This is a genomic window from Aquisphaera insulae (assembly GCF_011064615.1).
GTDB lineage: Bacteria > Planctomycetota > Planctomycetia > Isosphaerales > Isosphaeraceae > Aquisphaera > Aquisphaera insulae.
On sequence record NZ_JAALJH010000207.1, the window covers coordinates 1 to 1,801 of the forward strand.

Sequence of the window (1,801 nt, forward strand, 5' to 3'; positions counted from 1 at the left end):
CGAGACCGTCCCAAATCGCAACCTGTCGTCTTGACAGTGTTTGTAGTCATGCGGCGGTGGCCCTGGCGATAAGCCGTGTGCGGGCCTTGCGGGCGGCGTCGGCCTTGGCTTCGGCCAGGGCGATGTCGAATTCGTCCTTGATGAGGGCCCAGAAGTCGTAGGTCGGTAGCTTCAGGCCCAGGTGCTCGTAGGGGCACCTGCCCTTCCGCTTGCCGCCGCGGAATCGTCGCGTGTTCCAGTACAGCCGCTTCAGGTCCAGCATCCCCGGGGTGATCGTCCGGTGCCGCGACTGATGCATCCTCAGCACGCTGTTCATGCACTCCACCGTGCTGCTGGCCCGCACCACGCCGCGGAGGATCGCCGAGACCGTTCGATACCACCGCGCCCAACCCTCGTCGAGCTTGGAGCAATACACCCGCTGCACCAGGTGCGCCACATGCCCCGCACCGACGACTTGCCCGGCGCCTCGCGGCCGCCGGCGCCGCAGCCACCACAGCTTCACCAGCGCCTCGCGCAGCTCCGTGGCGATCGGCAACGCCCCCAGCTCGGCGTGCAGCCGGTCCAGGAACGTGAAGCTCGTCGGGTCCTTCAGATGGTTGGCCGTCGAGTCCCAATCCTTCGCGGCCAGGTCCGGCAGGTGCTCGGCCACGCGGGCCTCGGCCCATGCCCGGTCGTTGAGCCGACCGTCGGGCCGGAAGATCTCCAGGGCACAGGCGACCGACGCCCAGGTCGCCTCCATCGCCTCGCGCCGCTCGATGCTCATCTCGACCTGCCGCCAGGCGGCCTTGGCCTTCCCGGCCGCCGCGCGTGCAGGGATGCCCTGCCACTTGGCCTTCTCCACCTTCCGATCGGCGGCCTCGTAGGCCTCGGCGGCTCGCGCCTCGCGGTGTCGTGCCGCGCCCAGGGCCTTCTGGGCCCGATGCTTGGTGTGGAAGACGTCGAGGGTCGAGTCCAGGGCTGCCTGACCCCCGGCGGCGCGGCGCTGTCGGACCAGCGTGATGCCCGCCTGCAAGGGCCGGCCGGCGTCGGCGACGACATGCCGCAGGTCGGGGAATCCCTCCAGGGCGTCGGCCCAGGTCCGGCCATCGAGCCGGTCGGGCCGGCGGCCCAGGAACCAGGTCATGCTGGCCGGCTCGATGGCCACCAGCACGGGATGGCCGTGGAAGAAGATCTCGTCGAGGCAGCCGACCAGGATCAGGGGCCTGATCAGCGCGTCGTGGCGGGCCAGGACCCTGCCGGCGGCGACGCCCGCGGCGGCCGTCCAGCGGCCGATGGCCGACCGCGAGGGGGCCGCGGGCTCGCCGAGGATGAAGGCCAGGATCTCACGAATATAGGTGAGGCTGATGCCCATGCCCTCGGCCCTGGCGGCGAACTCCTGCTGCTTCTGGCGGGGGAACTCGATAGCCCGATCGAGGCGGCGGCGGAGATCGGCGTTCTCGCGGCGGAGGAGTCGGATCTTCTCGGCGTGGGACCGCCGGAACGGGCCCAGGGGATCGAACTGACGGACCGCGTCGAGGACCTTGCGGGCATGGTCATAGACGGTCTGACGGCTACAACCGACGGAGCTAGCCCGCCGCGAGATGTCGCCTCGATCCCCGCAGAGTCCGGCGGCGGCATTGGCGATCGTGGCGACGACGGATATGTTACGCATGGGGGGTGGCTCCGAGGGGTCGGTTTGTGGTTATTCCCACTCTGGCGAACCACCCCCCTCCTTCATCAACCCCTCATCGCCCCCCCATGCAAATCCGTGCCAACTGTCAACCTCCCCGAAGGGCGGTTCGCCCCATCTTGGGATGGTGCC

The 1,801-nt window shown here is 69.7% G+C and carries 1 protein-coding gene; it reads right to left on the reverse strand.

Annotation, left to right across the window (positions count from 1 at the left end):
- Window positions 1-46: 46 nt before the first annotated feature.
- Window positions 47-1,651 carry a hypothetical protein gene (locus tag G6O54_RS37610; protein ID WP_205679182.1) on the reverse strand — a complete coding sequence of 535 codons (1,605 nt, stop codon included), beginning with the start codon at window positions 1,649-1,651 and terminating at the stop codon, window positions 47-49.
- Between the last annotated feature and the right edge of the window lie 150 nt (window positions 1,652-1,801).